Source organism: Flavobacterium plurextorum, assembly GCF_002217395.1.
Lineage (GTDB): Bacteria > Bacteroidota > Bacteroidia > Flavobacteriales > Flavobacteriaceae > Flavobacterium > Flavobacterium plurextorum.
In genome coordinates, this window is record NZ_MUHD01000017.1 from 55296 (window position 1) to 77127 (window position 21832).

General features: G+C 32.5%; 22 protein-coding genes. 6 read left to right on the forward strand and 16 right to left on the reverse strand.

Features of this window, described 5'->3' with window-relative positions:
* Window positions 1-60 precede the first annotated feature (60 nt).
* The 8 genes from B0A81_RS10375 to B0A81_RS21545 form a co-directional block, all read right to left on the reverse strand.
* Complete coding sequence (locus B0A81_RS10375; protein ID WP_089057972.1) at window positions 61-675, reverse strand: FMN-binding negative transcriptional regulator; 615 nt, start codon at window positions 673-675, stop codon at window positions 61-63.
* A 119-nt stretch (window positions 676-794) separates the two neighbouring features.
* On the reverse strand, window positions 795-1808 hold the full coding sequence (gene murB, locus B0A81_RS10380) for a UDP-N-acetylmuramate dehydrogenase (RefSeq protein WP_089057973.1): 1014 nt from the start codon (window positions 1806-1808) through the stop codon (window positions 795-797).
* A gap of 110 nt (window positions 1809-1918) precedes the next feature.
* Window positions 1919-3022 (reverse strand): pyridoxal phosphate-dependent aminotransferase, encoded by a 1104-nt coding sequence (locus B0A81_RS10385; RefSeq protein ID WP_089057974.1) that lies wholly within the window; start codon window positions 3020-3022, stop codon window positions 1919-1921.
* Window positions 3023-3096: 74 nt separating this feature from the next.
* Window positions 3097-4155 carry a glycosyltransferase gene (locus tag B0A81_RS10390; RefSeq protein WP_089057975.1) on the reverse strand — a complete coding sequence of 353 codons (1059 nt, stop codon included), beginning with the start codon at window positions 4153-4155 and terminating at the stop codon, window positions 3097-3099.
* A gap of 70 nt (window positions 4156-4225) precedes the next feature.
* The gene (locus B0A81_RS10395; RefSeq protein WP_089057976.1) at window positions 4226-4903 is read right to left on the reverse strand and encodes a DUF2461 domain-containing protein; all 678 of its coding nucleotides are present in this window, start codon (window positions 4901-4903) and stop codon (window positions 4226-4228) included.
* 10 nt (window positions 4904-4913) lie between these two features.
* A complete protein-coding gene (locus tag B0A81_RS10400; RefSeq protein WP_089057977.1) occupies window positions 4914-5612 on the reverse strand; it encodes a thioredoxin domain-containing protein in 699 nt (232 codons plus the stop codon).
* Between the two features lie 196 nt (window positions 5613-5808).
* Window positions 5809-6888, reverse strand: coding sequence for a DNA replication/repair protein RecF (recF, locus tag B0A81_RS10405; RefSeq protein WP_089057978.1), 1080 nt, complete (start codon window positions 6886-6888; stop codon window positions 5809-5811).
* Window positions 6889-6951: 63 nt separating this feature from the next.
* A complete protein-coding gene (locus tag B0A81_RS21545) occupies window positions 6952-7509 on the reverse strand; it encodes a hypothetical protein (protein ID WP_123922176.1) in 558 nt (185 codons plus the stop codon).
* Window positions 7510-7737: 228 nt separating this feature from the next.
* Between B0A81_RS21545 and B0A81_RS10415 the strand changes: the two genes are divergently transcribed.
* The 6 genes from B0A81_RS10415 to B0A81_RS10440 all read left to right on the forward strand — a co-directional run bounded on the left by B0A81_RS10415 (window position 7738) and on the right by B0A81_RS10440 (window position 14171).
* A complete protein-coding gene (locus B0A81_RS10415) occupies window positions 7738-8517 on the forward strand; it encodes a tetratricopeptide repeat protein (protein ID WP_089057980.1) in 780 nt (259 codons plus the stop codon).
* Window positions 8518-8598: 81 nt separating this feature from the next.
* Window positions 8599-9171 (forward strand): 6,7-dimethyl-8-ribityllumazine synthase, encoded by a 573-nt coding sequence (gene ribH, locus B0A81_RS10420; protein ID WP_089057981.1) that lies wholly within the window; start codon window positions 8599-8601, stop codon window positions 9169-9171.
* Window positions 9172-9519: 348 nt separating this feature from the next.
* Window positions 9520-11451, forward strand: coding sequence for a DNA mismatch repair endonuclease MutL (gene mutL / locus B0A81_RS10425; RefSeq protein ID WP_089057982.1), 1932 nt, complete (start codon window positions 9520-9522; stop codon window positions 11449-11451).
* A complete protein-coding gene (locus B0A81_RS10430) occupies window positions 11448-12197 on the forward strand; it encodes a rhomboid family intramembrane serine protease (RefSeq protein ID WP_089057983.1) in 750 nt (249 codons plus the stop codon). Before mutL ends, B0A81_RS10430 begins: the two co-directional genes overlap by 4 nt.
* Window positions 12198-12242: 45 nt before the next feature.
* A complete protein-coding gene (locus B0A81_RS10435) occupies window positions 12243-13106 on the forward strand; it encodes a rhomboid family intramembrane serine protease (RefSeq protein WP_089057984.1) in 864 nt (287 codons plus the stop codon).
* Window positions 13107-13124: 18 nt separating this feature from the next.
* Entirely contained in the window at window positions 13125-14171 is a 1047-nt protein-coding gene (locus B0A81_RS10440; protein WP_165768058.1) for an endonuclease/exonuclease/phosphatase family protein, read from the forward strand.
* A 71-nt stretch (window positions 14172-14242) separates the two neighbouring features.
* On the opposite strand, the gene B0A81_RS10445 is transcribed toward B0A81_RS10440, so the two are convergent.
* The 8 genes from B0A81_RS10445 to B0A81_RS10480 form a co-directional block, all read right to left on the reverse strand.
* Window positions 14243-14857, reverse strand: coding sequence for a WbqC family protein (locus tag B0A81_RS10445; RefSeq protein WP_089057985.1), 615 nt, complete (start codon window positions 14855-14857; stop codon window positions 14243-14245).
* A 90-nt stretch (window positions 14858-14947) separates the two neighbouring features.
* Window positions 14948-16501, reverse strand: coding sequence for a signal peptidase I (gene lepB, locus B0A81_RS10450; RefSeq protein ID WP_089057986.1), 1554 nt, complete (start codon window positions 16499-16501; stop codon window positions 14948-14950).
* 67 nt (window positions 16502-16568) lie between these two features.
* On the reverse strand, window positions 16569-17270 hold the full coding sequence (gene dapB, locus B0A81_RS10455) for a 4-hydroxy-tetrahydrodipicolinate reductase (protein WP_089057987.1): 702 nt from the start codon (window positions 17268-17270) through the stop codon (window positions 16569-16571).
* A gap of 37 nt (window positions 17271-17307) precedes the next feature.
* Complete coding sequence (locus tag B0A81_RS10460) at window positions 17308-17877, reverse strand: DUF5683 domain-containing protein (RefSeq protein WP_089055891.1); 570 nt, start codon at window positions 17875-17877, stop codon at window positions 17308-17310.
* Entirely contained in the window at window positions 17877-18779 is a 903-nt protein-coding gene (locus tag B0A81_RS10465; RefSeq protein WP_089057988.1) for a ParB/RepB/Spo0J family partition protein, read from the reverse strand. Before B0A81_RS10465 ends, B0A81_RS10460 begins: the two co-directional genes overlap by 1 nt.
* Window positions 18780-18784: 5 nt before the next feature.
* Window positions 18785-19552, reverse strand: coding sequence for a ParA family protein (locus B0A81_RS10470; protein ID WP_089055893.1), 768 nt, complete (start codon window positions 19550-19552; stop codon window positions 18785-18787).
* A gap of 322 nt (window positions 19553-19874) precedes the next feature.
* Window positions 19875-20279 (reverse strand): septal ring lytic transglycosylase RlpA family protein, encoded by a 405-nt coding sequence (locus tag B0A81_RS10475; protein ID WP_089057989.1) that lies wholly within the window; start codon window positions 20277-20279, stop codon window positions 19875-19877.
* Between the two features lie 287 nt (window positions 20280-20566).
* The gene (locus tag B0A81_RS10480) at window positions 20567-21679 is read right to left on the reverse strand and encodes a PepSY-associated TM helix domain-containing protein (protein ID WP_089057990.1); all 1113 of its coding nucleotides are present in this window, start codon (window positions 21677-21679) and stop codon (window positions 20567-20569) included.
* Window positions 21680-21832 lie beyond the last annotated feature (153 nt).

Sequence of the window (21832 nt, forward strand, 5' to 3'; positions counted from 1 at the left end):
TGAAATTTTGCGAGAACAAAGGTAGTTATGAATTAGTAATTTTCAATGATTAATACACATTTACTTTCGGCATTTCAACATTTCCTTCGCAACAGCAATAGACTGAGGGTTTTCAGTCTTTTCTAATTCCGTTATTATGTTTTTATAATTGTGATCGTCTCGATTTTGTGATAACTTTTTAGTTGCCTGAATTTCGTCAATTTCTATTTCAAAACCAAAAATTCCTCGAGCTTCACGCATTGTTTTAACAGATAAGTCTTCAACTCTAATAGGATTTTCTGAATTTGCTTCGTATTTATCTACTAGTTTCTTTAGTTGTTCTACCGAAGTTTCGTAGTCAACAATTTTAATTCTTCCATAAACATGTACGGCTATGTAATTCCAAGTTGGTACATTTTCATGATCGTACCAAGATGAAGATATATAACTGTGTGGTCCTGTAAACACCGCTAGAATTTGATCATTTTCTTTAAAACCTTCTGCTTGAGGATTTAGTTTTGAAATATGTCCTTGCAAAATTTCTTTTCCGTCACAATTTATTTCAAGTTCTATCGGAATATGAGTTGCACACAATTTCCCGTTAGTTTGATTAATCAGAATTCCAAAACTATTTTCTTTTAAAAAAGCTCTGATCTCTTCAGGATTCTCGTTTTTGTATAAGTGAGGTGTGTACATATTGTGTTTTTTGGGTTTGTCACATTGAGCGAAGTCGAAATATTTTTATGTTAATGAGGACTTCGACTTCGCTCAGTCTGACAAAAGTAAATTCATATCGCTTAACGAAATTTACACTTTTAAATCACATTTACTTCTGCTTCAATATGAATTCCAAAAGTCTCAAAAACCGTTTTCTGAACTTCTTTAGAAACGGCCAAGATTTCCTGTCCTGTTGCATTGCCGTAATTTACTAAAACTAAAGCTTGGTTTTTATGAACTCCAGCTTCTCCAAAACGTTTTCCTTTTAATCCCGCTTGTTCAATCAGCCATCCTGCAGGAACTTTTACTTCGGTTTCAGAAACTTCATAAAACTTCATATCAGGGAACTTTTCGTGAATTTTCTCGAAATCAGATTTTAATAAAATTGGGTTCTTAAAAAAACTTCCGCTGTTTCCTAGTTCTTTTGGATCAGGCAATTTACTTTGTCTAATTGCAATTACGGCATTACTTACCTCTTTCAAAGTTGGTTCAGTAATGTTTTTCTTAGCCAATTCAGCTAAAATATCGCCATAAGAGGTATTGATTTTATGATTGCGTTTGGTCAATTTGTAAACAACCGAAGTAATGATGAATTGATCTTTTACTTCATTTTTGAAAATGCTTTCGCGGTATCCAAAATTACACTCAGCATTAGTAAAAGTTTTCATTTCCTGAGTTGCAATATTCATTGCTTCGCAAGAAACAAAAGTATCTTTGATTTCAGTTCCGTAAGCACCAATATTCTGTACCGGAGTTGTACCAACATTTCCAGGAATTAAAGACATGTTTTCTAAACCGCCAAAATTGTTGTCGATTGTCCAAAGTACAAAATCATGCCAAGTCTCGCCAGCCTGACTTTCAACCCAAACAAAATCATCGTCTTCTTTAATGATTTTTTTTCCTTTTAAATCAATATGAATAACCAACGCCTCAATGTCTTTAGTCAAAAGCATATTGCTTCCTCCGCCTAAAATGAATTTTTCCTCGTTTTTGTTTTCTTCCAAAATGGTTTTTAATTCAGCAAGTGAATGAACGGCAGCAAATTTTTTTGCTTTGGCTTCGATGCCAAAAGTATTGTAGTTTTTTAAAGAAAAATTGGATTGGATTTCCATAAATAAAAGGCTTTTTTGAGTTCCGAAACTTCGGAAAAATTCTGAGTTCAAAAGTAACGATTATAATTTATTTGAACAGATTTTCTGTAAAAAGACTTTTCCGAGAATTTTTATTTTATGGCTTCAATAAATTGCTGCATTTCCTTCATTGTTCCTATTGTAATTCTTGTCCATTTTCCGTTTTCCTCATAAATCTTTGTTCCCATTATATTGTGGTTTTCCAATAGCTTAAAGTAATCCTTTTTGTAATTTTCTAAAGAAAAATAAATAAAATTGGAATAGGACGGAATGCAGGTTAAACCCAATCGAGTAAGTTGTTCTACAGTATATTTCTTTACTTCTTCATTTAAAGAAGATACTTCTTGAATAAATTTTTCATCATTTAAAGATGCAATCGCCGCAGCCGTTGTTACCACGCTGATGGATAAGTTAGGAGATGATTTTAAAACACTGAGTTCTTCAATTGTAGAAGAGTTTGCAACAGCATAACCTATACGCGCGCCGGCTAAACCATACATTTTTGAAAAAGTTTTAGTGATTATTAAATTTTTATTCTCGATTACAAGATCGCTTAATGACTGTTCTTTTGTAAAATCGATATAAGCCTCATCAACAAAAACAATTGCTTTTTTTGAAGCTTCTTTTACAAAAGAGATTAACTTTTCTCTATCGCAGATTGTTCCTGTTGGATTATTGGGATTACAGATATAAATCATTTTAGTATCTGAATCGATTGCTTTTAACATTGCTGTTAAGTCATGTTTTTTATCGACAGTTAATGGAACTGTGATTTTTTTTAATCCTAATTTTTCAGAAGGAAATGTCCAATAATCGAAAGTCTTTTCGGCAAGTATAAAATTGCCTTTCATTAACGCCGTGTATTGAAGTACTAAATCTAAAATTTCTGTTGAACCAGCGCCCAATAGAATATTATTATCTGAAACTTTATTTTTCTTAGCAATTAAAGAAATTAATTCTCCTGAGGCATTCCAGCCGTATCGGTTACTGTTGTTGATGCTTTTTTGCATTGCAAGACGAGCTAGAGGAGATGGTCCGTACGGATTTTCATTCGACCTTAATAAAACAGGAGATTTGTCTAAAGTTGAAGGAATATAATTTTCTAATGGAGGATTTGCAAATGCTTCAAATTGACAAAAGCCTAATCCTATTGTACCTAACCCGATTTGTTTTAACCAGTTTCTTCTATTGCTCATATTGCTTTCAGGATTAAATTAGAAATTCATTTTAACAGTATGTCGCTGAGGTTGAAAAAAAGTTACGCTTGCTGTTAAATAGATCGAGAGTTGAGAAGTTCATGATATTTATCTGCAATAATTTTCATATTGGAGTTGTAATTTGCGTTTTCTTCTACAAATTTTCTGTTTCTAATAATCGCCTGATTTCGAGATTCAATATTTTCAAAAGACCAGATTAATTCCTCGGCAAGTTGTTCGTTGTCATCGATCGTAATCAATTGTCCGTTTTCGCGATGCTTGATCCAGCTTTGATTTCCTGCAATATCTGAAACTATTGGGTAACATTCACAAGCCATGGCTTCAAATAAAGATGCCGAAACACCTTCGGTAATTGGCATGCTGATATAAGTGTTTGATTGCTGTAATAATTTTGGAAGTTCTGTATTTGGGATTCTTCCAGTAAAAGTTACTTTGGTTTCAATTTGTAATTTTTTTGCCAAATCTTTTAAAAACTGCAATCTTGTTCCGTCACCAACGATAGTTAAGGAAAAATCAATTCCTTTTTGATTAAGAATAAAAAATGCCATTAAAATAGAGTCATGTCGATATTCGGGCTGTAAAGAACGAGTGACAATAGCTTCTATTTTGTTTGAATTGTTTGTTGAAGGCGTAAAAAGAGATAAATCGATTCCTTTTGGGAGAACCAAAACTTTGTTCATGTCAACGCCAGTCGCTTTCATAGAAATTGTCATTACTGGTCCCCAAGCATGAATTAAATGTGCCTTTTTGAATGCATATTTCTGAATGATTTTTTTTAAAGGATATAAAACCGAATCTTCCGGCCATAAATCTGTGCGGCCTTGCTGTGCAATAGCAATTGTTTTAGAGCCAGATAATGCTGCAAGAAATCCATAACTTGTGGTTCTTTCAGCAATAACCATGTCTGGTTTTTCTTCTCTAATGATTTTTTGAATTGAAATTGGAGAAAAAAAATACTCTAGAATACGTTTGAATCGATTAAGTTTTGAATTATTTGGCGTTTGAAGTTCCCAGGTAATAATTTCAAAATCGCCAAATTCTTTTAGACCTTTCATCCAGGTTATAGCATCGGCACGATAAGATTCTCCAAGAAAAAGTACTTTTTTGTTCATTAATTATCATTTGTTTTTTGCCACAGCTTAAAAGAATTACTTTAATCTTTTTAATCTGTGGCAAATAAAACTAAAATTCTTCTGTGTCTAAAGCGCGATTGATAAAATCATTTAAAGGTTTTAATGCGATTAGTTTTTTACTCATTTTCGAAACAAAATCTTTCTCAGTCACTTCAGAGATGTCGTATTTTTGAGTTGCAGTAAAGCTTTTTAGTTTTAAAAACTCAATTGCAGGATGATCTTTTTCGTAACCTCTCGGCGGATTTTTAAGTGAGTTGTTTTCTTTTACATCTAAACTTCCAAATTCTTTTTTGAAGTTTTTATCCGCTAGAAGTGCTTCTAGATCATCATGGAAAAATGCAATTTCTTTACGGACTTTTTTTAAATCTTCAGATTCTGGAGAGTAAAATCCGCCTGCGATAAAACTAGCGCCTTTTTCGATATGAACATAATATCCCGCTCGGTTTAAGCCTTTTGTTCCACCAGAAAGCCAAACACCTAAATGAGCTTTATAAGGAGATTTGTCTTTTGAGAATCGAATGTCGCGGTTGATTCTGAAAGTGCAGTTTTTAACTTCTAATAATTCTAACGAAGAATCAAGTGGTTTCATCGCGTCTAGAAAATCACTTACCAATTGATGGTAATCTTTTTTGAAGATTTCGTAGCGCTTTTTATTGTCTTGAAACCAATCTCGATTGTTGTTTTTCTTTAAATCGTCTAAAAATTGCAATGATTCTTTCGTTAGCATATTTTATGTTTTATTGCAGTTGTTTTCTTAACTCTTCTTCGCTGATGTACCCGATGTTTTTCTTTTTCATCGTTTTATTTTCATATAAAAAAGTTGTCGGCAGCTGTGTTATTTCCATTTGCTGCGCTAAATCTTTGTTTTTATCTACATCAATTCTGATAATAACTGCTTTGTCTGCCAATTCTTTTTCTAGTTTTAGAATGTGAGGCTCCATTTGTTTGCAAGGGCCGCACCATTCAGCATAAAAATCAACAAACACTTTTTTATCCGTATTTAGTAAAGCATTGAACTCATTCATTGTCATTCCGTTTTCAGAAGTTTCAGCATTTGGAGCGTTTTTATCATTCCAATTAATGAATCCTCCGTCAAGTTCATAAACAGTTGTAAAGCCTAATTCGTTTAGTTTTGCTGCTGCTTTTTTACTTCTTCCGCCGCTTAAACAATAAACAAATACAGGTTTCGATTTGTCGTAAGCAGCTGCTTTTGAATCGAAATCTTCTCCGTTCCAGTTTACATTTACTGCTTTGTCTATATGTGCTGATGCAAATTCATCTGGAGTTCGAACGTCTAAAATTTGCGGATTCTCAGTTGTTTTAATTTTTTCTGCAAACTCTTGTGGCGAGAGTGATTCAAATGGAGTCGCTTTTTTTTCGTTACAAGAAAAGAGTACAAGTGAAACGATTGCCAATAAGATTTTAGGGAATTTCATGCTGTTGTGGTTTTAAAAATGATTTAGGCTAAAATAATGATTTTTCATTTTTAAAATCTTAATAGAATTATAAAATCGAATTGATGTTTTTTGCTACGAATTAACGCGAATTTTCAATTTCGGTTTGACTTTGAGCGACTTTGTCAAAGTTTTACATGCTGTTAATCTTGAATTCGTGCTGGTTCGCAGCAAATTATTATAAATTAAAAATTTTATAACTCTGATGCGTCAATTTTACAATGGCTTCTGTACGATCTGGATGAGTGTCTGAAATAAAAAGCTGCCCAAACGTTTCGCTGTTTACCATTTCGACAATTTTTGCCACTCTTGTTTCATCTAACTTGTCAAAAATATCATCAAAAAGTAAAAGAGGTTTTACGCCGCTTTGTTTCTTTAAAAATTCAAATTGTGCTAGTTTTAATGCAATTAAGAAAGATTTTTGCTGTCCTTGTGAGCCGAATTTTTTAATAGGATGAGAATCGATTTCAAACAATAAATCATCTTTGTGAATTCCAGTGCTTGTGTATTGCAGTGCTCTGTCTTTATTAATGTTCTCTTTTAACAGCGTTAATAAATCCTTTTGATACAAATGACTTTCATAAACTACTTGAACAGTTTCTTCAGATCCTGTAATGGCTTGATGATGGATATTAAATATAGGTATGAATTGTTCTAGAAAGTCTTTTCGTTTCTCAAAAATCGATTGTCCAAAACTATTTAGCTGCTCATTATATATAGATAAGGTATCATTGTCGAAAGTATGATTGAGTGCAAAATATTTTAAAAGTGCATTTCGCTGTACAATTACTTTTTGATATTGTATAAGCTGATGCAAATAAGCAGTGTCTAATTGCGAAATTACGCTGTCCATAAATTTACGGCGTGTTTCACTGCCTTCTACAATTAAATCACGATCAGCAGGCGAGATGATTACTAACGGAATAAAACCAATATGATCTGAAAATTTATCATAAGCTTTTCCGTTTCTTTTTAAAATCTTCTTTTGTCCTTTTTTTAAACTGCAGACAATTTGTTCAGTTCTCTCGTCTTTTTCTAATTCAGCATCAATAACAAAAAACTCTTCTCCGTGTTTGATATTTTGAACAGCAAGCGGATTGAAATAACTTTTTCCGTAAGCTAAATGATAAATAGCATCAAGCACATTGGTTTTTCCAATTCCGTTTTTGCCGACAAAACAATTAATCTTGATGTCGAAATCAAAATTTGCTTCGGCGAAATTTTTATAGTTGAATAATGAGATTTTGTTTAAATGCATTTTTGATCGACAGTCAGAATAAAATTAAATAAAGAAAGCTCGCAAATTTACGATTTTGGATTGCTACTTGTTTTTTATAAGGTTACTTTTTGTTTTTACTATTAAATCAAAAACAGATTTTACTTTTGAAATGTTATACATCACATTTTTATCTTCAAAAAAATTAATTCCAGTACGATTCATAAAAGCGTTATTAGAACTTGTCGCTATTGATTCTGGTTCTCCGATAATAATGTATCCAGAATTATTTGCTTTTTCTCTATAATTTAAAATCAAGTTTTCTAATTCGAAACTGTTATTTATTATTTGAGAATTCGAATCACAAAAAATTATTCTTTGATTTGTTAAGAAAAAAACGGTTGTTTTGGTTTTAAACCATCGAATTAATATTCTTCCTATTGTCATGAGAAAATAAAAAAACAGGAGAATAGGTATGATAAAATAATAATATAACTCCTCGTAATTATTGATTTTAGTGTCTTTTGAAGGTGTTAGTAGGATTTTTAGAATTATGAAAAAAGAGGTAAAAATGGATATTGTTATTAAATCTTCGAGTCTAAAAGGTATTTTTTTAGTGTGTTGAATTTCTTGAATTAACACTTCTCCTTCTCTTAAGTTCATTTAGGTGTTTTTTTTCGTATTATATATTGCGAAATTTGAAGACGCAAATTATCTAATTTTATCGATATAAAAGGGTTTTGGCGTGTTTCAAGTTGATTTATTTTGGTGCTGATGTGAAAGGAGTTAGCATTCTTGAAAATATTTGTTTTAAAATAGTGATAAAATTCATTTTTTTTACCTCAGTTTCAATAAAAATTTTATTTTTGCCGTTCACTAAATTAATTTTAAATGGCTACTTACAATAAAAGAGGATATAAAGCACCAAAGGAGAAGGAAGTTAAAGAAGTAACTGAAGAGCAACAAGTAATTATTGACGAGAAAGACAGCAAAACTGCTGAGGTTTTTTCTAAGTTAGATGAAACTGCTTCAAGAACTGAGGATTGGGTTGCTAAAAATCAAAAAATCATTATTGGTTTAGTTGCTGGTATTGCAGTTGCTACTATTGGATATTTGGCTTACCAAAAATTTATCGAAGCTCCTAAACAAGACGAAGCTGCAAACGAAATGTTTGTTGCTCAACAAAACTTTCAAAAAGCTGTTGATGGTGTAGCAAGTGATTCATTATATAAATTGGCTTTGAATGGTTCTGAAGGTAAATTCGGATTTGTAAAAATCGCTGACGAATATTCTGGAACTGATGCAGGAAATTTAGCAAATTACTATGCTGGTATGGCATATTTAAATACAGGTAAATTTGATGATGCTATTAAGTATTTAGGTAATTTTAAATCAGAAGATTTAATTTTAAGTGCTTTAGCAAAAGGTGCAATTGGAGATGCTTATTCTCAAAAGAACCAACAAAAAGAAGCTTTAGATTATTATGTAAAAGCTGCTGAATCTAATAAAAACGATTTTACAACACCTCGTTTCTTATTAAAAGCTGGTAAAACGGCTTTAGGTTTAGGTCAAAAAGAAGATGCATTAAAATACTTTACAGATATTAAAGATAATTTTGATGCAACTCCAGAAGCAGCTTCTGTTGATGCATTGATAGGATTAGCACAATAAAAATTTTAGACTTTAGATTTAAGATTGTAGATTTGTAATTAAGAATTTAAATTCTAGAATTAAAAATCTAAAATAATACAGATGGCTACCGAAAATAAAAATTTATCACAATACGATAAAAACACAATCCCAAATGCGAAAGACTTTCGATTTGGGATTGTTGTTTCTGAGTGGAACGAGACTATAACAGAAGGACTTTATAATGGTGCTTTTGAAGCGTTAATTGATTGCGAGGTTCCTGCACAGCAAATTATTCGCTGGAATGTTCCAGGAAGCTTTGAATTGATTTATGGCGCAAAGAAAATGCTGCAAACACAAAATGTAGATGCAGTAATTGTAATTGGCTGTGTAATTCAAGGAGAAACCAAACATTTTGATTTTGTTTGCGAAGGCGTGACTCAAGGAATTAAAGATCTGAATGTTCAAACTGATATTCCGGTTATTTTTTGTGTGCTGACAGATAACAATATGCAGCAGTCTATTGATAGAAGTGGAGGAATTCACGGAAACAAAGGAACCGAAGCGGCAATTGCAGCAATAAAAATGGCCTATATTCGTCAGCAGGCTTCAATGGCACATGCTTTTAATCAGCCATTGCTTTCGTCAGGAGCTCTTCAGATAGAAGATGGTCCTAGAAAAATTGAGAAGGAATAAAATACAATTGTTTTGAAAATATTAAAAACCTATACTATTAAAAAGTATGGGTTTTTTTATGCTCTTTCTAAGGTTGATTAACTATGGAAAAAAGGCTGAATTCGAATTTATTTGTGATGTTCTGTTTTTAATATATAGAGTACTTGCGAGAGTAAAAGTGAATTGGTTTTCTTTTAGAAATAAAAATCAATAACTTTAATCTTTCTGTTTCTTAGAGCATTGAGGTTTTTGTTTTTTTTATGATTGCAGATGTTCTAAAAGACAATCAAAATTCACTAAATTTGTACCTCTTGGTTTAGATTTCAAATCAAAAATCTTAAATCGTTAATCTACAATCTTAAATATTAAATGTCGAGTATTATTCAATTGCTTCCAGATCACGTTGCTAACCAGATTGCTGCCGGAGAAGTGGTTCAAAGACCAGCTTCAGTCGTAAAAGAATTGTTAGAAAATGCTGTTGATGCAAAAGCAACTGACATCAAATTGATTATAAAAGATGCCGGCAAATCATTAGTTCAGGTTATTGATAACGGTGTTGGAATGACGGTTACGGATGCTCGTTTGTGTTTTGCGCGTCATGCAACTTCAAAAATTCGTCAAGCCGAAGATTTATTTTCTCTTGGTACCAAAGGTTTTCGTGGAGAAGCTTTGGCTTCCATTGCGGCTATCGCCCACATGGAAATGAAAACTAAGCAAGATCAAGATGAATTAGGAACGCATATTGTAATCGAAGGAAGTAAGTTTGTTTCGCAGGAAGTAGCTGTTTTGCCAAAAGGAACTTCATTTGCGGTTAAAAATTTATTTTTTAATATTCCAGCCCGCCGTAATTTCTTAAAATCCGATACAGTCGAGTTTCGTCATGTTATGGATGAATTTCAGCGTGTGGCTTTGGCGCACCCAAATATTCATTTTAGTTTTTATCATAACGGAAGTGAGTTGTATAATTTACCTGCAGCAGGATATCGTCAGCGTATTGTTGGGATTATGTCTGGTAAAACCAACGAAAAGTTAGTTCCAGTTAATGAAGATACCGAGATTATAAATATTCAAGGATTTGTCTGTAAACCAGAATTTGCTAAGAAAAATAGGGGAGAACAGTTCTTTTTTGTAAACGACCGATTTATAAAAAGCGGTTATTTGCATCATGCTGTTATGGCGGCTTACGACGGACTTTTGAAAGATGGTTCGCAGCCGAGTTATTTCTTGTATTTACAAGTTCCGCCTAATACGATTGATATTAACATTCATCCCACTAAAACCGAAATTAAGTTTGATGATGAACAAGCTTTATATGCGATATTAAGAGCTTCAATTAAACATAGTTTAGGACAGTTTAATGTTGCTCCGGTTTTAGATTTTGAAAGAGACTCAAATTTAGATACACCTTATCATTATAAAGATTTAGAAGCAGAAACACCTACAATTCAGGTTGATGGAACTTTTAATCCATTTACAGATGATAAAACCAATCAACATTATTCAAAAGCAGCTTCAGGATCGGGTTCTAGTTATAGTTCAGGATCTTCATCTTCTTCTTTTTCTTCAGGTTCCTCTTATTCGGGGTATTCAAAAAGAGTTGAGCCAACAGTAAGTTGGGAAAGTTTATACGTTGGTTTGGATACAGAGAATACAGAAAGTATCGAAAGTTCGCCTTTTAATTTTGAGAATGAAGAAGTAACTTCATCTTTGTTTAATGATGATGAGGTAGAACAAGCAAGTCAGAAAACGTATCAAATACATAAAAAATATATAGTTTCGCCAATAAAGTCTGGAATGATAATTGTCGATCAGCATCGTGCACATCAACGTATTTTGTACGAGCAGTTTTTATTGAATATGACAGTAAATCAAGCTTCGAGTCAGCAATTGCTTTTTCCGTTGGATTTGTTTTACTCTTCATTAGAAATGAAATTGATCGAAGAATTAAAACCTTCGTTAGAAACGACTGGTTTTGTGTTTGAAGATGCAAAAACGGATCATATTGTAATTTCTGGAATTCCAGTAAATATTACCGAAAGTGAAGTTTCTCTTGTAATTGAGCAATTGTTGAGTGATTTGCAAGACGGAATCCCAGCGAGCAGTTACAGTCAGAATGATACTATAGCCAAATCGATGGCAAAAAGTTTAGCGGTTAAAACAGGATCTTATTTAACCGAAAAAGAACAAGATAATCTCGTAAACGGTTTGTTTGCTTGTAAAGATCCAAATATTTCACCTTTTCAAAAACCTACATTCATCACCATGCGTGTTGAAGATATAGATAAAAAGTTTGCCTTATGATGAATATGACTCCCGTTGTAAAACAACTGCTTATAATTAATATTATATTTTTTTTAGGTGCGCAATTAGTACCTGTTTCTTATGAGTATTTAGCACTTTTTTTTCCTGAAAATCCTGGATTTAAATTTTGGCAGCCAATTACTCATATGTTTATGCATGGTGGTTTTGCTCATATTGCTTTCAATATGTTTGCACTGTATTCGTTTGGTTCAACGCTCGAACATTTTTGGGGTGGAAAGAAATTTTTGTTCTTCTATATTTCTTGCGGATTAGGCGCTGCTTTAGTGAATTTTGCAGTGAATTATTATTTCTATCAAGACAGTTTGAATATTCTTCTGGCAAATGGTTTTCATAAAGCTGATATTTTAAGTTTGCTAAATGATGGTAAAATTGATACAAGATGGCAGCAAATTTTAACTGTTTCAGAATTTAAACATTTTACAAGTGCATATCTAGGAACTGTGGTTGGTGCATCTGGCGCTATTTACGGATTGCTTGTGGCATTTGCTTTTATGTTTCCAAATGCTGAACTTGGTATTATGTTTATTCCAATCCCGATTAAAGCTAAATATTTTGTGCCAGTTTACATGCTTTTATATGATGGTTTTTTTGGAATTTTGGGAGGTTCACTAATGGGAATTGATTCGGGAGTTGCTCATTACGCCCACATTGGCGGTGCTTTTTTTGGATTTATGATTATGTGGTACTGGAAAAAAAATCAGTTTAATAACAATCGTTGGAATTAATTTTTAACTTTAAATAATTAATTTTAGAAACCAAAAGAAGACTTTATGAATATTCTTGACGATTTAAAACTCCAATATAAATTAGGTGGAATCGCAATGCGAGTAATTTATTGGAATATTGCCTGCTTTCTTATTTCTTTAATTTTTTTCTATCAATATTCTGGTGGAGGTTTTGATTATCCTAGTTGGTTAGCATTGTCGTCAGATCCAAATGTTTTTTTGTTTAAACCTTGGACATTTTTAACGTATGCATTTTTTCATTCCTCTTTTTTGCATTTGTTGTTTAATATGATGGTTTTAAACTTTGCGAGCAATCTGTTCCTTACTTTTTTTAGTCAAAAGCAGTATTTAGGATTGTATATCTTAAGCGCTATTTTCTCGGGAGTAGTTTTTGCGCTTAGTTTTTATTTTTCAAATATTGCAGGTTCTATTGTTGGAGCTTCGGCTGCAATTATGGCTATTTTGGCAGCTGTTACAACGTATCAACCTTTAATGAATATTCGTTTGCTGTTGATTGGTAATGTAAAGTTGTGGCATATTACGGGTGTAATTTTAATTTTGGATTTAATGCAGTTTCGCTTAGATAATATGGGCGGACATATTTCTCATTTGGCGGGAGCTGTTTTTGGTTTTATCTTCATTAAAGCATTGCAGCAAGGAACTGATTTAAGTAAAATAGTTTCAAAAGTATTAGACTTTTTTGCTAATTTGTTTAGAAAATCTCCAACAACGCCATTTACAAAAGTTCATAAAAATTACAAAAAACCGACAGAAAAAGTAACTTCACGAATTGTTACTAAAGATAAAACACAACAGCAAATTGATGAGATTTTAGATAAAATCAGTCAATCTGGTTATGATTGTTTGACTAAAGAAGAAAAAGAGTTTTTATTTAAAGCAGGGAAATAATCCTTTCAGCCAAAAAATATGAAAAACCTTTCGTGGTTTAATAAAGTAATGTTCTTTTTGAATATAGTGTTAACTGTACTTACATTCAGCATCTATATTTTACCTTTTCTAGCACCTAAAAGTTTTCCTCTTTTATCGGTGCTTACGCTGTTTATGCCGGCTTTTTTTGTGATGAACGGATTCTTCTTCGTTTACTGGGCAATTCAGTTTAAAAAGCGCCTTATTTTGTCTGGTTTGGTTTTGTTAACCGGGATAACGTTTATTAGCAAGTTCTATAAATTTTCGTCGAAAGAATATATTAAAAGCGAAAAAGATTTCTCAGTAATGAGTTATAATGTTCGTCTGTTTAATGTTTTTAAGTGGTTAGATCGCGATGATATTCCTTCAAATATTAAAGCCTTTATTGACGAAAAAGATCCTGATATTTTGTGTATTCAAGAGTATTCTAATTCAGCTCACCTTGATTTAAAAGTGTATCCGCATCGTTATATTTTTATAGATGGGAAAAAGATTAAAACAGGTCAGGCTATTTTTTCAAAATTTCCTATAATCAACGAAGGAAAAATTATTTTTCCTAAATCGGATAATAATGCGATTTACGCAGATATAAAACGTGGTAAAGATGTTATTCGAGTTTATAACATGCACTTGCAGTCAATTAAAATTTCGCCTGATGTAAACGAAATTTCAGATGATATAGACAATGTAAATCAGAAAAAATCACAGCGTATTTATGCTCGAATCAGTAAAGGATTTACACAGCAGCAGGAACAAGCCGAAATTTTTAAAGAAAATATTAAGCAATGTAAAAATCCAATTATTATTTGCGGTGATATGAATAACAGTCCGTTTTCATACGTGTACCGAAATATTAAAGGAAAACTTAAAGATGCTTTTGAAGAAGCAGGTGAAGGTTTTGGAGCAACTTATAAATTTAGATATTACCCAGCACGAATCGATTATATTTTTACAGATAGTAAAATGAAAGTAAAGCATTTTGAAAGCTTTCCTGACTTCGAAAATTCAGACCATTATCCTATAATGGCTAGACTTTCAATGGAATAAAATTGATATTCTTGAATTTTTTAAAATTGCTTTAGCTGTTCGCTGTTACTTGGCAAAAAATCAGAAGAATATTATAATAGTTTCTGTGTTTTTAAATAATCCATCGCAAATTTCCCTTCGTTAAAAAGTAAATCTAAAACACTTAAATTGTTGATGAAACCATGCTTGTCATCAAAAACCTGAGTGTATTTTTCGAATGAATTTTGATCTTTTTTTCCATTTGTTAAATATCTGAAATCAGAAATATTTTCTATCTCATGAAAGTATTCAGTTGTTTTGCCGAATTCTAATTTCATTCTTAGACATTTTGTGGTAATGTCTAAAACTTCCATGTTTAAATCCATCAAGAAAGTGTGTTTTTTCTCGAAAATAGGAGTAATGTCATCTTCAAAAAATTCGAAGAAAGGCGAGCTTCTATATGCTGCTTCCAGCGATTTAAAATGCTGTTTCTGCCAGTCAAATTCATTTTCGATCAAAACATCTTTCGTTTTCTGATGTGCAGATTTAGAATGTTTAACAGGAATATTTAATAATTGAATTCCGTTTGGACTATAGATGTATGTGCGGTTTCTATTAGTCTGCTTTTGAAAATTATCTTCCATTTCAAAAGTTACATTCTCAGATTGTGCCATAACAGCAAAGTGGCTGATTGATGGAAAATAAGTAGGAAGTAATAAAGAGTTCATTGTGGTTTTTGTTTAATCGGTAAATCGTTTAATCGCTCTTTTTGAGAAACAATTAAACGATTTACCAGTTCAACGAATTAACGTTTTTTTTTATGCTTTGTTTTCTTTTCTTTTTCTCCAGAAGAATTCTCCAACGAAGTAAAGACCAAGAACAATTAAGAAATATTTGAAGTAAGATTGTGGTTGTCCTTCACCGTCAACAGTTGTGAAGACACGGTTCCAACGTATTTTGTTGATACCTTTTCCGTTTGTATCCCAGCTCATCCAAATAAAAACTGGTTTTCCAACAATATGATTTTCTGGAACGTAACCCCAAAAACGGCTGTCTTCAGAGTTGTGACGGTTGTCTCCCATCATCCAGTAATAATTTTGTTCGAAGGTATATGTTGTTGCAGGTTTTCCGTCAATTAAAAATTTAGAACCTTGTATTTCTAGTTTTTTTCCTTCGTAATTGGTGATAATGTCTTTGTAGAATGGTAAAGATTCATTTGTTAATGCAACTGTTTTGCCGGCTTCTGGAATGTAAATTGGACCATAGTTATCTTCATTCCATTTATTGATATGAGGGAAAACAGCATTGTTTACTCTTGTTTCAATTTTTCTTACTACTGCAGTAACACCTGGAGTGTTTTTGATTCGTTCTGCGCTCGCTTCGGTTAATGAGCCAAAATAAAGAGTGTCTCTTTTTTCGCTTCTAAAACCTGCTGGATCTGTAATGTCTAATTCTTTTAGTAATGATTCAAAATCAATACTTGTTTTTCCGTCTAATGCTACAGCATAAGAATATTGCGGTTTAGCTCTCTCTGGTAAAACTAATTTTTTTCCGTTAATGTAAACAAAACCATCTTTTATTGATAAGCTGTCTCCAGGAATACCAACACATCTTTTTACGTAATTTGATCTTTTATCTATTGGTTTAATTACACCTGGTCTTCCTTTTGGTTCGTAAAAATAATGTACAGTATCAACTGGCCAGTTGAAAACTACAATATCTGTACGTTTGATTTTTTCTAGGGCAGGCAGTCTGAAATATGGTAATTGAGGCCAGCTTAAATATGATTTTCTTTTTGTTAACGGAATAGAGTCGTGAACCATTGGCAATGCAATTGTAGTCATTGGTACTCTAGGGCCGTAATTTATTTTACTCACAAATAAGAAGTCACCAATTAAAAGAGATTTTTCAAGAGATGATGTCGGGATTGTATAAGGTTGAACGACATAAGTGTGTACTAAAGTCGCAACAATAACGGCAAAAAGTAGTGAACTGATCGTATCGGCTGTTTTGTTATCAGGTGTCAGTTTTCTGTCTGCATTATACTCTAATTTTTGAGTATAGTTTACATAATAAATATAAAAACCTAGAGTGAAAAGACCTAGAATAGTGTCCAATGTCGATTTTTTACCAAAAGTTCTTAAGGTTTCAACCCAAACAACAGGAAACATAATTAAGTTGATAATTGGAATGAAAAGCAAAAATGTCCACCAAGTTGGGCGTCCGATTATTTTCATTAAAACAATCGAATTATAAACAGGAATTGCAGCTTCCCAGCTTTTTCTACCTGCTGCCAGATACAGTTTCCAAGTTCCCACAAAGTGGATGATTTGTACTGCTAAGAAAAATACGAACCAAGAATATAGTGTCATAGTTTTTGTGTTTTTATGTTTTAAACTTTAGGTTGTTCTTATGTAGAAATCTTAAGTTTAGTATGTTTTATTTTAGATTTAATACATCTTTCATGCTGTAGATTCCTTTTTTACCAGCAAGCCATTCAGCAGCAATTACTGCACCTAGAGCAAAACCTTCTCGATTGTGAGCAGTATGTTTTAGTTCGATGCTGTCTACAATTGAGTCGTATGTTACGGTATGAGTACCAGGAACGTCTCCAATTCTTTTCGCTTCAATGTGAATTTCGCCTTGTTTAGCATCTTCTAAAGTCCAATTTGCATAATTGCTGTTTTCAATAACGCCTTTTGCCAAAGAAATAGCCGTTCCGCTTGGAGCATCTAGTTTTTGAGTGTGATGAATTTCTTCCATCGATACTTTGTATGAATCAAATTGCGACATTATTTTGGCTAAATATTCATTTAGTTCAAAGAAAATATTAACTCCCAAACTGAAGTTTGAACTTGAAATAAATCCGCCTTGTTTTTCGTTGCAAAGGGCAACCATTTCGTCAAAGTGTTCCAGCCATCCAGTTGTTCCAGAAACAACAGGAACATTTGCATGAAAACAGTTTGAAATATTATCTACGGCTGCAGTAGGAACACTAAAGTCAATAGCGACATCAGCTGTTGAAAGTCCGTCGTAAGTATTGAATTCATCTTTCTTTAAAACAATTTCATGACCTCTTTCTAAAGCAATTCTTTCGATTACTTTACCCATTTTTCCGTATCCTAAAAGTGCAATTTTCATTTTATATATTTTTGATTTTAAAAGCCTTTAAAAGCTGTTAAAAGTGGTAATTAAAAGTTAGTCCAACATTCGGTTTAAAAGTTACATCGGCAGGATAAATTTCCGGGCGTAATGATAGTCTTTCGTTTACGTTGAATTGAATCAAGGCGGCATCGACGTTGGCATCGATGATATTTAAAGCGTAAAAGGCAACAACAAAAAGTGCTGATAAATCTCGGTTTCGCTGATAGAATTTTTGACCAGCAATAAGCCTGCTGTCATCTAGATAATCGTACTTTCCGCCAGTTCCAGGACCGTAGCCTTCAAGTCTGCGTTTGTATTCATCACGATAATCATGGTATTTTTTATTATTATCGATGTAAAAGTATAAACTGGTTCCTATGGCACCATAAACTAATGGTATCTTCCAGTATTTTTTATTATAGGCTTGACCTAAACCTGGCAAAATTGCAGAATAAAATGCTGCTTTTGCTGGTGTCAAAGGGTCAATTTCTTGTAATTTGCTTGTGTCTTTAACAACCAAAACCGTGTCTTTTTTTGTTTGAGCAAAAAGAGAAACGGTTCCTATGAGAAAGAACAATAAACTTATGGGGACAATCTTATTCACTATCCGTTAATTAATTTTATAATTCGATTAAAGTCGGCTTCGGAACTAAATGGAATTGTGATTTTTCCTTTTCCGTTGCCAGCGACTTTTATATCAACTTTTGAACCAAAATAATCATTGAAAGAGTTTTTTTGAGTTTCTCTAACCATAAATGAAGTATCAGATTTTGGTTTTTGTTCTGCTTTCGGTTTTAAACTTTCGTGATAATTTTTTACTAAAGTTTCTGTTTCACGAACAGATAAATTCTGGCTTACAATTTTTTGATAAATATCAGTTTGAACATCTAAATCTTCAATATTGATAATAGCACGTCCATGTCCCATGCTGATAAAACCATCTCTAATTCCCGTTTGAATAATTGGGTCAAGTTTTAAAAGACGTAAATAGTTGGCAATTGTAGAGCGTTTTTTTCCAACACGTTCACTCATTTGTTCTTGCGTTAATTGAATTTCGTCAATTAAACGCTGGTATGAAAGTGCAATCTCGATTGGGTCTAAGTCGTGACGTTGAATGTTTTCAACTAAAGCCATTACTAAAGACTCATTATCATTTGCAATACGAATGTATGCAGGAACGTGAGTTAATCCTAATAAAGTTGAAGCACGTAAACGACGTTCTCCAGAAATTAATTGGTATTTGTTGAAATCTAATTTTCGAACAGTAATAGGTTGAATTACACCAAGTTCTTTGATGGAAGTGGCTAACTCGCGTAATGATTCTTCGTTAAAATTGCTTCTAGGTTGAAACGGATTTATTTCGATAGCACTTAGTTCAAGCTCAATAATATTTCCAACAACCTTATCAGCATTTTTATCTTCTACTGATACAATGTCGTTTTCCGGATCTTTTAATAATGCTGATAATCCTCTTCCTAAGGCTTGTTTTTTAATTGCTTTTGTCATAAAAACTATTTACTGTTTTTCTTTATAATTTCTTGAGCAAGGTTAATGTAATTAACTGCTCCTTTGCTGGTTGCGTCATAATTAATGATGCTTTCGCCAAAACTTGGAGCTTCGCTCAATTTAACATTTCGCTGAATTACGGTATCAAAAACCATATCGTTAAAGTGTTTTTGAACTTCTTCTACAACCTGATTTGATAAACGTAATCTTGAATCATACATCGTAAGAAGTAATCCTTCGATATCAAGATCTGGGTTGTGTATTTTTTGAATACTTTTTATAGTGTTCAATAGTTTTCCTAATCCTTCAAGTGCAAAATACTCACACTGAATTGGGATTACTACAGAATCAGCTGCTGTAAGAGCATTCAAGGTTAATAAACCTAATGAAGGAGCACAGTCGATAATGATATAATCATATTCTTCTTTAACACTTTCTAATGCTTTTTTAAGCATATATTCTCTATTTTCCTTGTCAACCAATTCAATTTCGATGGCAACAAGGTCAATGTGAGCAGGTATCACGTCAACATTTGGTGCTGTACATTGGATGATAGTTTCTTTTGGCGTGTGGCTATGTTCAAGTATTTGGTAAGTTCCAATCTCTACAGTCTCAACATCAATCCCAAGGCCAGATGTTGCATTTGCCTGAGGATCAGCATCAATAAGTAATACTTTTTTTTCTAAAACACCTAATGAGGCAGCAAGATTTACTGATGTAGTTGTCTTTCCAACGCCTCCTTTTTGATTAGCAATCGCAATGATTTTGCCCATTTATTTTCTGAATTTTGAACCGTAAAAATACAATTATTTATGGTTTTTGAAAATCTATTTTGTAAACATTTAATAAACGTCGGTTAATCGTTGCGCGGTGCGTGTTTTACCTATTTTAATTTTTGACGTATGTTTAAAAGAATAACGAAATTTTGCTCTGTTTCGTCTTCTGTTTTGGTAAAAAGGTTGAATTTGTAGTTTGATTTTAAAGATAAACTTCAAAAAAAAAGAATTGCTTCCTTGTTAAATATTTTTGCTAAAGCCTGCAATGGTAATTGGGTTGAAATGATGAGCAGGTTTCTCTAATTGATTTGTTTGCAGTTTAGTTTTTTAAAACTTCAATTTTGACTTTAAGGGAACCGCTTCCTTTATTTGAGGCAATTTTCATAAAAGCTTTTTTGGTAAGATCAATTTCTCTTCTTTTACTATAAGGTCCTCGATCGATAACTTCTACAATAACTGATTTATTATTTTTTTCGTTTGTGATTTTTAGTTTTGTTCCAAAAGGAAATTTTTTGTGTGCGGCAGTGAGCTTGCTGTTGTTGAATTTTCTCCCGCTGGCAGTTCTTTTTCCATTGAATTTATCGTTGTAATAGGAAGCATGAGCATGAGTTTTGTATAAAGAGTATTTTTCGGTATTTTCGTTTGACTCTTTAACGGATGTTTTTTTTTGTGCAGCCGCTAATGAGGAAATAATTAAAAGAATAAAGAGGGCTATTTTTTTCATTTTAAATTTTCTTAGGGTTTGCAAAAAACGCTTATTTCAAAAAATAAACCAAACGGATTAGGTTATATTTATAATATTGGAGGGCACTTCTGCAAAAAGAGAAGCTAATTGTGAAGGCTTTAATAGGTATGGCAGGAATATATAATTATTCCTTAATTCGTTGATTTTGTTGATGTTTTAAATGCTTTTCTAAAAAGGTGGTGGTGTAAGGATTTAAATTATTCTTAAAAGAGGCGAAAAAAGAATTTTGGAGGGAGGATACATGTAAACAGATCCAGACGTTCGTGTTAGGATTTGTTTTTTCTTTTTTTACCAAGCAAAATAAGCAAGCCTGTAATCGGCAGAAACAAAGCAGATAGTGTCACTATAAAGGCAATAATTTTGGTTGGATATCCGTAAATGCTGCCTGTATGAATTGGATAGACAAGTCTTTTTGCTTTGTCGCCGCGGCTAAATGACTCATAGGGTCTGATTTCAATAATTTTTCCAGTAAACCTGTCAAAGTAAGCCGCGCTTGACTGATTTGGAATGCTAAAATCCAAATGCTCTTTTAAGACCTGAATACTGTTAATTGTATCTGCAGGCATCCTGATCTGAATATTTCCTTGGTATGGAAAAATACTGTCTGCTCTGTTGTAGATATTTTGGTAAAATGAAGTCTGATTCAGTTTTTGATCAATTTTTGTTGGATTCTCTACTTTGAGTGAAACTTTTTTTATTTCTCCATCAGCCAGAAAATACATTGTTTTTTCAAACCATTTAAACGACCAAGTTAATCCTGTTAATGATATAACCAGCAGGAATAGAAAACTGTAGAATCCAAAAGTAGAATGAAGATCCCAGTTTAATCGTTTAAACGAAGAATTGCGTTTTATAGTAAGTCTTTGTTTTAGATATTTCTTTTTTTTCGGCCACCATATTACTAAGCCTGAAATAAGTAGAATAACAAAAATTAGGCAGGAGATTCCCGTGATAATTTCGCCTATGTCATCCAATAAAAGCTGTCTGTGAAGAGAGAGTACAATAGTAAAGAATCTATCTTTCTGCAAGGCAGTATCTAGGATTTTTCCGCTATACGGATCTATGGAAAAAACTTGTACTTCTTTTTGATTGTTCTTTCCAACAATTTGTATCGTGCGGTGAGGATCATTAAAAGTGGTGATTCTGCTTATTTTTTGTATTGAATATTCTCTTTTGAGAATCTGAGTGCAGTAATCCAATGTTTTTTTTTTAGACCCAATCGTTGGAACTGTGTAAAAATTTGGGTTTATAAACTGATCAATTTCTTTTTCAAAAACCAGTAAGCTTCCTGTTAGTGCTACTATAAAAACAATTAAGCCTGATCCCAGTCCAAGCCATAAATGTAGCTTCGCAATGTTCTTTTTTAGTGTTTTTGTCATCGGTAATTAGAATTGGTAATTGATTAGTTGCTGCTCATTTTTTGTTTAAAGTGAACAGTAATATTACTGTAGGCAAATCTAATATTTATTTAGATTAATTATAATTTGTAGGTAAAAAATATTATTTTATTCTATGAATTTTGATTTCTATAT

Excerpts from the sequence above, each read along its gene's own strand:
- B0A81_RS10400 (WP_089057977.1), bottom strand. The coding sequence starts at position 5,612 with ATGAAATTCCCTAAAATCTTATTGGCAATCGTTTCACTTGTACTCTTT.
- B0A81_RS21545 (WP_123922176.1), bottom strand. The coding sequence starts at position 7,509 with ATGAACTTAAGAGAAGGAGAAGTGTTAATTCAAGAAATTCAACACACT.
- B0A81_RS10375 (WP_089057972.1), bottom strand. The coding sequence starts at position 675 with ATGTACACACCTCACTTATACAAAAACGAGAATCCTGAAGAGATCAGA.
- B0A81_RS10395 (WP_089057976.1), bottom strand. The coding sequence starts at position 4,903 with ATGCTAACGAAAGAATCATTGCAATTTTTAGACGATTTAAAGAAAAAC.
- B0A81_RS10475 (WP_089057989.1), bottom strand. The coding sequence starts at position 20,279 with ATGAAAAAAATAGCCCTCTTTATTCTTTTAATTATTTCCTCATTAGCG.
- B0A81_RS10430 (WP_089057983.1), top strand. The coding sequence starts at position 11,448 with ATGATGAATATGACTCCCGTTGTAAAACAACTGCTTATAATTAATATT.
- B0A81_RS10465 (WP_089057988.1), bottom strand. The coding sequence starts at position 18,779 with ATGACAAAAGCAATTAAAAAACAAGCCTTAGGAAGAGGATTATCAGCA.
- mutL (WP_089057982.1), top strand. The coding sequence starts at position 9,520 with ATGTCGAGTATTATTCAATTGCTTCCAGATCACGTTGCTAACCAGATT.
- B0A81_RS10390 (WP_089057975.1), bottom strand. The coding sequence starts at position 4,155 with ATGAACAAAAAAGTACTTTTTCTTGGAGAATCTTATCGTGCCGATGCT.
- B0A81_RS10480 (WP_089057990.1), bottom strand. The coding sequence starts at position 21,679 with ATGACAAAAACACTAAAAAAGAACATTGCGAAGCTACATTTATGGCTT.
- lepB (WP_089057986.1), bottom strand. The coding sequence starts at position 16,501 with ATGACACTATATTCTTGGTTCGTATTTTTCTTAGCAGTACAAATCATC.
- B0A81_RS10445 (WP_089057985.1), bottom strand. The coding sequence starts at position 14,857 with ATGAACTCTTTATTACTTCCTACTTATTTTCCATCAATCAGCCACTTT.
- ribH (WP_089057981.1), top strand. The coding sequence starts at position 8,599 with ATGGCTACCGAAAATAAAAATTTATCACAATACGATAAAAACACAATC.
- B0A81_RS10440 (WP_165768058.1), top strand. The coding sequence starts at position 13,125 with ATGAAAAACCTTTCGTGGTTTAATAAAGTAATGTTCTTTTTGAATATA.
- B0A81_RS10470 (WP_089055893.1), bottom strand. The coding sequence starts at position 19,552 with ATGGGCAAAATCATTGCGATTGCTAATCAAAAAGGAGGCGTTGGAAAG.
- recF (WP_089057978.1), bottom strand. The coding sequence starts at position 6,888 with ATGCATTTAAACAAAATCTCATTATTCAACTATAAAAATTTCGCCGAA.
- murB (WP_089057973.1), bottom strand. The coding sequence starts at position 1,808 with ATGGAAATCCAATCCAATTTTTCTTTAAAAAACTACAATACTTTTGGC.
- B0A81_RS10415 (WP_089057980.1), top strand. The coding sequence starts at position 7,738 with ATGGCTACTTACAATAAAAGAGGATATAAAGCACCAAAGGAGAAGGAA.
- B0A81_RS10385 (WP_089057974.1), bottom strand. The coding sequence starts at position 3,022 with ATGAGCAATAGAAGAAACTGGTTAAAACAAATCGGGTTAGGTACAATA.
- B0A81_RS10435 (WP_089057984.1), top strand. The coding sequence starts at position 12,243 with ATGAATATTCTTGACGATTTAAAACTCCAATATAAATTAGGTGGAATC.
- dapB (WP_089057987.1), bottom strand. The coding sequence starts at position 17,270 with ATGAAAATTGCACTTTTAGGATACGGAAAAATGGGTAAAGTAATCGAA.